Here is a 7,477-nt window from a genome sequence, read left to right as displayed (position 1 = left end):
TTTCGAAATTGCTACAACTACTGTTGATGTTGTTTGTTTTGGTGATAATGGTTCTGTAAGCTTTACCATTAATGACCCTGTTAACCCTTACGGCGCAGGCTTTACATGGCAAATCTATGATTCGCAAGGTACCGCTGCTTTAGGTGATGATGTTATTATTGCTTCAGCAACAGGTACTTCGGCCAATGTTGGTCCAACTGCTCCATATGCTATTCCTGCTGGTGAATATCGTGTTCAAATTACGCAAGACTCTGACCCGGCTTGTGTTAACAATGCTTTCTTTAACATCGCTGGACCTAGTGCAGCAATCACTGCTAACACAGAAGTAACTCCTATTACTTGTGTCGGTAATGACGGTGTTATTGAAATAATAGATGTACAAGGTGGATGGGGTGATTACCAATATTATGTTGGTACAGTAGCTCCAACTGTTGCGGGTGATTACACGACAACACCAAGATTCGAAAACCTTGCTCCTGGAACATATGAAGCATGGGTGATTGACCAAAACGGTTGTCAACAAGAAGTACAAAGTGGAATTATTCTTGCTGATCCAACTCCTATTTCTGGAACATTACAAGTGAATCAACCAAACTGTACTAACTTCTCTGGAGAAATTCAAGTTGTTGGCGTTACTGGTGGACAAGGTAGTAATTATACCTATCAGCTTATTAAAGATACTACTCCGGTTGGAACGGCTCAAAACAGTCCTATTTTCTCAGGTTTAGATGCTGGTAGTTACCAAGTACAGATTACCGATCAATGGACTTGTACATTCACAACTACTGCTGAATTGCTTTACGAACCAATTGTTCCTTTAGCAACTGTTGTAAAAACAATTGACTGTTCTGCAACTCCTGGTGGTGAAATTACTATTACTCAAACTGGTGGCTCGGGTGTCTTTAATTACGAAGTAAGATATCCTGGTACTTTAGCAGCTGACCCTGCTGATGATGCTAACAATTCTGGAATTTTTACAGGTTTAACGCTTGTTGGTGATTATGTGTTCACAATTACTGATCAAAACGCAAACCACAATTGTGCAACTACAATAACACAAGAATTACAACCTGCAGTGATACCTGTTATTAATGTAGATGCCTTTACAGATGTTACTTGTAATGGAGCTGATGACGGTACAATTTCTGTAAGCGTAGTAGATAATGGAGTAGGACCATACACTTTTGAAATTATCTCTGGTCCTGGTACCTCTGGTGCTGTAACTTATCCAATAGCTGCCAGCTCTTCAACAAATACAAGTGCTGTATTTACAGGTCTAGAAGGTCTTGTAACTCCTGGTATTACATATACCATTAGAGCTACTGGTGCTAACGACTGTTTTGTTGATATCACCCAAGTAATTCTGCAACCAGAAATCATTGACAATGTAAATGCTACTGTGGTTGAATTCGCTTGTACCAACGGTAACAACTCGAACAATGCTACTATTAGCATCGATGAAACTGCCATAACGGGTGGGTCGAACAACTATGTGAGATACGAGTTTATTAATACAAGTACGTCTACAACTGTTCAAAATGGTTCTAACCCAACCTACATTGAAACAAATTATGCGGGTGGTAACTATACCATCAACGTTTATGATGATAAAGGCTGTTTAGGAAGTACTACGGCAGTTATTTTGCCTTATGTAGAAATTACAAATGCAACAGTTACAACAACTGCAGACATTACGTGTAACCCAGGTGACGATTCTGAAATTCAGGTAAATGTTACAATAAATCCTGTAACTGCAACGCCTAACTTAGAATACGAAACTAACGGAACAGACAATGCTTATGCAGCTACAAACAGTACTGGATTATTCACAGGACTCGGTGTTGGTAGTTATATTATTCGAGTTACTAACTTAGATACTAATTGTTATGTAGAAACTACTCACACTATAGCTGATCCAAATATTATGGATGTAGTTATTACCAAGTTAACTGATGAAGAATGTTTAAATAACGGTGTTGATGATGGTAGTTTTAGTGTAACTATTAATGATTATACTGGTAGTTATACTTATCAAGTATATGATTTAGATGATAATCCAATAGCTGGTTTCGCTGGTTCTGGAAACACAAGTACACCGCTAATTATTTCAAACCTTGTTGGTGGTGCATATTATGTTGAAATCACACAAACTGAAGCGCCTTTCTGTGTGCAGAACTCTAATGTAATAACCATTTTAGCTCCTGATGCACCAATTACAGCAACAGTTAACCAAGAAGCAAGTGTTTCTTGTTCAAATGATCAAGGCACTTTATTAGTAGATCCTGAAGGCGGAGAAGGCCCTTATACAATTGTCTTGACCAATACAACTACTTCGGATAGTTATACTGAAACAAATGTAGAAGCCTTTATATTTACTGGTTTAGCTGCAGGTGATTACACTATTGAAGTTTCAGATGCATTCTCTTGTATCTATACAGACACAATAACTTTAATTAGACCTGATCCAATTGTAGCATCCATTGCAGCAACTACTTTAGCATGTTACAACGATAACAATGCTAGTGTAACCGCAACAGTTGGAGCAAGAAATGTAACGCCGATTTATTCTTATCAATTAAATACATATAATAATTTAGCAGGAACAAATACGCCACAAGTATCTGTTGCGCAAGGAAGTAATATTTTCCCAAATCTTGCTGCTGGATTCTATAGTATTACTGTAACTGATGATGTAGGTTGCTCAGTTGAAACAACAATTGTTGAAATTGAAAACCCAACAGAAGTAACAGCACAATTAATAAGAACTAGTCCGTTGACTTGTACAACTGGAGTTGAATTCGAACTTTCAGCTACTGGTGGTAGTGGTACTTACGAATATAGTGAAGATAATATAACGTTCTTACCAATGGTAGGCAATACAATTAACCTTCCGCAAGCTGGTGTACTAGCTGCTGGTACCTATGCTTATTATGTAAGAGATGCTATAAATACTTGTGAAGCTATACGTTCGAATGAAATTACTGAAGATCCTATTGATCCATTAGTATTAACATTAGATACCACATCAGCACGTATCAACTGCTTTGGAGAAACAACCGCAGTAATTTATGCAGATGCTGAAGGTGGATTAGGAAACTATCTTTATGAACTTTATTCTGATAGTGTTACGCCAGGTAATTTAATTGCAGGTCCGCAAGCACTTGGTCAGTTTACTGATTTAGCTGCAGGTACTTACTGGGTGAACGTGACTAGTGAAGATTGTACAACAGCACCACAACAAGTTATAATAACTGAACCTACCGTATTAGAATATACTGAAGAGGTTATAAATGTTACTTGTAATGGCGAAAATGATGCGAGTATTACTGTAACACTCTCAGGTGGTGCAGGTGGTTATCAATATTCAATTTCACCAAACTTAAATCAATTTGATGATGAAAATGTTTTCGATGAACTTGAGCCTGGTGATTATACAGTTATAGCGCAAGATCAAAATGGATGTTTTGTTGAATTGCATTATACTATTACAGAACCTGAAATACTTGAAATGACCGGTACAACCTTACCTGAAATTTGTGCAGGCAATGAAGATGGTTCTGCAACTGTAGTAATAACAGGAGGTACAGCACCTTATAGTACTAGCTTTGGAGATAATAACAACTTTATTGTAGACCAATTTGATTTTACAAATCTTGCTGCAGGTAGCTATCTTGTTTATGTAAGAGATGCAATGGGTTGTGAAGTTAATATGATACTAACTGTTGATCAAGGTGTTAATCTAAATGCAACAGTAGAACCGGTTTATGAATGTACTGGTGATACACCAAATAATTACGTAAATATTACACTAGAAGATGAAACAGTGCTAGGTGATGTATTGTATGCTCTAGATTCTACTGATTTATCTGATATGCAATTGAATCCAGATTTCAGAAACATTGCACCTGGAACACATTTCATTGTAATTTCTCATGCAAATGGTTGTCTTGAAACAATTGATTTCGAAATAGTCGATTTTGAACCACTTACCTTGACATTAGAGCAAACCAATATCAATGAAATTACAGCAACAGCAGAAGGTGGATTACCTAATTATACTTTTGTATTTGATGGTAAAGACCAAGGTGATGACAACACTTTCTTTATCAACCGTACTGATACTTATGTTGTTAGTGTAATCGATGAAAACGGATGTGAAGTTATAGCCAATATATTTATGGAGTTTATAGATATTGAATTACCTAATTTCTTTACTCCTGATGGCGATGGACTTAACGACAGATGGATGCCAGAAAATATAGAACAGTATCCAGAAATACTAATTAAAATTTATGATCGTTATGGTAGAGTGGTTGAAGATAACGTCATTGACCGCAATGGTTGGGATGGCAAATACAACCAGTCTGAACTACCATCTGGAGACTATTGGTATGTTGTAAAACTCAATGGAGAAACAGACGATAGAGAATTTGTTGGACATTTTACCCTATATAGATAACACGCAAGACTTAACCTAAAACTATGCGCACCAAATTAATAACCTTTGTTACTGTTTTCTTAGCCGTTTTCGGACTAAGCGGACAAGAACTCACGCTACCCCAGCTATCACAATATTTAGCTGATAACCCATTTGTAATGTCACCTTCATATGCAGGTATTGGTGACCATGTCAAAATACGTATTAATGGTTTAACTCAATGGGTAGGTATTAAAGATGCTCCTGATACACAATCATTAGCAGCAGATATGCGTATAGGTGAGCAGTCTGGTTTGGGTGCTATTCTATATAATGATAGTAATGGTGAAACAAAACAACGAGGAGCTCGTGTTTCTTTTGCCCATCACTTAACACTTGACCGATATGATGATGAGTTTTTATCCTTCGGACTATCATATAATTTTAATCAGTTTCGAATAGATATTGAAAATTTCGATGCATTAGATCCTAGCGTTACTGATGATAGAGCAACTACCAATCATAACTTTGATGTTGGTGCTTTATATAGAAAAGATAAATTCTATTTTAGTCTTAACATATCTAATATAATTAATAAAAACCTGGCTAATTTTAATGAAATTTATGAGCCTAATGCTTTAAGAAACTATTATGCTTATACAGGTTATCGTTATACAAAAAACAAAAACAGTAGATTAGAAATAGAACCTTCTATCTTCTTTCAATTATTTGAAAGTGATGGTAGATCTGTTACCGACCTTAACGTAAAATTTCGTTGGTACGATTTTGAAGATTACTATTATGCAGGTGTTACCTATCGTTTTTTAAATGACCAAATTGGTGACCCTCTTTATGTCGCACCTATTATAGGTCTTAAAAAGAATAATTTCTACTTTGGTTATTCTTACCAAATAATTCTAAATGAGATTCTTGGTTATAGCTCTGGTACACACGTTATTACCCTAGGTGTTGACTTATTTCAAGGGCTTAGTAATTGTAGATGTACTTATTAAATTTCTTTTAATACTTAAAACAATAACACTAATTATTCTGTATTATCTTATCTGATAAGTTTGAACTAGATTTGCTTTCTTAATTCAAATCATGGGAAAAGTAAAAGTCAGTAATATACGTGTATACGCACATCACGGTTGTTTAAGTGAAGAAAGTATTGTTGGTAGTGAATATACAGTTGATGTTAATGTAGAAACAGATCTTTCAAAAGCTTCAATTACTGATGATTTATCAGACACAGTTGACTACGTTCAAATTCACTTGATTGTAAAAGAAGAAATGCAAATTGCTTCAAAATTACTTGAACATGTGGCTAAAAGAATCATCGACAGAATAATTACTGAAATTCAAATGGTTGATACTGTAGAGGTTTATGTATCTAAAATCAATCCTCCTATTGGTGGTGACGTTGAAAAAGTAACTGTAGTCTTAAGCTCAAAAAGAAATTGATTCTATTTTTTAATACTTAAATAAGAACTTATATTTGCACCATAATTTGGCATCGTGGCCGAGTGGCTAGGCGCAGCTCTGCAAAAGCTTGTACTCCGGTTCGAATCCGGACGATGCCTCTAAAAAGACTTCATAGCAATATGAGGTCTTTTTCTTTTATAAAAACTAAAGTCTTTACCAATTACTCTTCACGAATATGTTCTATTCGTTCAATACCTTTTTCAATATTGAATTGGTCTTTTGGAAGAAATCCTTTGGTAACCAAAACCAAACCACAAATCATTAAAATAATAGCTATACTTTTCTTTATTATAATGATTCGCTCTTTTGTTAATTTTCTTTTTAATCGTTTAGCTAAAAGAATTTTCAAAATATCAGTAAATAAGTATGCCCCTAACATTGCTGCAAAAAAGATAAATATTCTATTTGGGTCATTATCTAAACTAGGACCAACTATAATAATAATACCTAACCAGAATACTAAAACACCAATATTAATAAAGTTGAGTAAAAATCCTTTTACCAATAATGCTAAATAATTGTTTGTACTGTGTGTTTCAATATTCGAAGTTTCTTTTTTCGGTGTTTTCTTTTTAAGAATGGTTGCTCCGTAAACTAATAGTATTACTCCACCAAAAACATAAAGACCGGGTTGATTACTAAGGTTTTCAAGTAGTTGAAAACTACTGAAATAAGCAACTAAAAGAAATAATATATCTGCTATAATAACTCCTAAGTCAAAAGCAAGTGCAGCCCGAAAACCTTTGATAGCACTAGTTTCTAGGAGTACAAAAAAAACAGGGCCAATCATAAAACTTAAAATAAAGCCTAAAGGTATTGCCGCCTGAATATCATCCCACATGCTTACATTCTTGTTATTTTACCTCCAAAGATTGTCTTTTCTTCCATTTTTGCTGGGTTACCAAAAACAAGTACCTCTCCACCGGCTTTCACTGTGGCTTTAACATAATCAACTGCATAAATTTCTGCTCTTGATCCAGCATTAACATTGATTGTAGAAAATTTAGTTATGAATTTTTCACCCTCATAAACTCCGCCTGTATTGATGGCTATATCTTGTAAATCTGCAGAACCAAAAGTTTGAATTTTCCCCCCGGTCACAGACTTTACTAATAGCTGCTCTACATTAGCAATTATTAAAAGTTCACCACCTTCTTGTGCTTTTAACTCTAATAAATCTTGTTGAATATTATCTTCTGAAGTTATTCGTGCATCTTCATTAACATCTATAGTTACCAATTGTTCAGTGTAGTAAACATTTACAAAAGTTCGATAACCACTAAATATTTTTGTGATTTGCATGCGTAATTTTAGCACACCATCATTATTATCAATAGCAATTTTACCAATGTTTTCACCAGTTACAACAGCTTTGTTAGTATCTGATTTAATCAGATTTACTGAAAGACCGTCGTAAGCTTTTATCTCAGTAAACTTTCCTAATTGATTGAAAGTTTTAGTTTCTTGAGCGGTGCCAACTTGTATTGACATTATTAAGATTATAGCAAGTAAAAAAGGCTTCATCTGTTGATTTTGTTGTTTTTCATAAATCGGAATCATTTGTATCCGCATAAA

5 protein-coding genes and 1 tRNA gene are annotated in these 7,477 nt (G+C 34.9%); 4 read left to right on the top strand and 2 right to left on the bottom strand.

Going from position 1 to position 7,477, the window contains the following annotated elements; genetic code table 11:
- The 4 genes from JQC67_RS03625 to JQC67_RS03610 all read left to right on the top strand — a co-directional run.
- The coding region (locus JQC67_RS03625; RefSeq protein WP_203251502.1) for a T9SS type B sorting domain-containing protein at positions 1-4,459 on the top strand (4,459 nt) is incomplete at its 5' end.
- A 23-nt stretch (positions 4,460-4,482) separates the two neighbouring features.
- Positions 4,483-5,430: a PorP/SprF family type IX secretion system membrane protein gene (locus JQC67_RS03620; RefSeq protein WP_203251501.1), complete on the top strand. Its 948-nt coding sequence runs from the start codon at positions 4,483-4,485 to the stop codon at positions 5,428-5,430.
- Positions 5,431-5,521: 91 nt separating this feature from the next.
- Positions 5,522-5,881 (top strand): dihydroneopterin aldolase, encoded by a 360-nt coding sequence (gene folB / locus JQC67_RS03615; protein ID WP_203251500.1) that lies wholly within the window; start codon positions 5,522-5,524, stop codon positions 5,879-5,881.
- Between the two features lie 48 nt (positions 5,882-5,929).
- Positions 5,930-6,000, top strand: a tRNA-Cys gene (locus tag JQC67_RS03610).
- Positions 6,001-6,062: 62 nt separating this feature from the next.
- Here JQC67_RS03610 and JQC67_RS03605 read toward each other — a convergent pair.
- On the bottom strand, positions 6,063-6,743 hold the full coding sequence (locus tag JQC67_RS03605) for a LysE family translocator (RefSeq protein WP_203251499.1): 681 nt from the start codon (positions 6,741-6,743) through the stop codon (positions 6,063-6,065).
- 2 nt (positions 6,744-6,745) lie between these two features.
- On the bottom strand, positions 6,746-7,393 hold the full coding sequence (locus JQC67_RS03600) for a head GIN domain-containing protein (protein WP_238934455.1): 648 nt from the start codon (positions 7,391-7,393) through the stop codon (positions 6,746-6,748).
- Between the last annotated feature and the right edge of the window lie 84 nt (positions 7,394-7,477).

It is taken from the genome of Aurantibacter crassamenti, assembly GCF_016811105.1.
In the GTDB taxonomy this organism is placed as follows: domain Bacteria; phylum Bacteroidota; class Bacteroidia; order Flavobacteriales; family Flavobacteriaceae; genus Aurantibacter_A; species Aurantibacter_A crassamenti.
The sequence above is the reverse complement of the archived record's forward strand: the minus strand, read 5'-3'. Positions and strand labels throughout refer to the sequence as shown.

Coding starts and splice junctions, on each gene's coding strand:
- JQC67_RS03620 (WP_203251501.1), top strand. CDS start 4,483: ATGCGCACCAAATTAATAACCTTTGTTACTGTTTTCTTAGCCGTTTTC.
- folB (WP_203251500.1), top strand. CDS start 5,522: ATGGGAAAAGTAAAAGTCAGTAATATACGTGTATACGCACATCACGGT.
- JQC67_RS03605 (WP_203251499.1), bottom strand. CDS start 6,743: ATGTGGGATGATATTCAGGCGGCAATACCTTTAGGCTTTATTTTAAGT.
- JQC67_RS03600 (WP_238934455.1), bottom strand. CDS start 7,393: ATGTCAATACAAGTTGGCACCGCTCAAGAAACTAAAACTTTCAATCAA.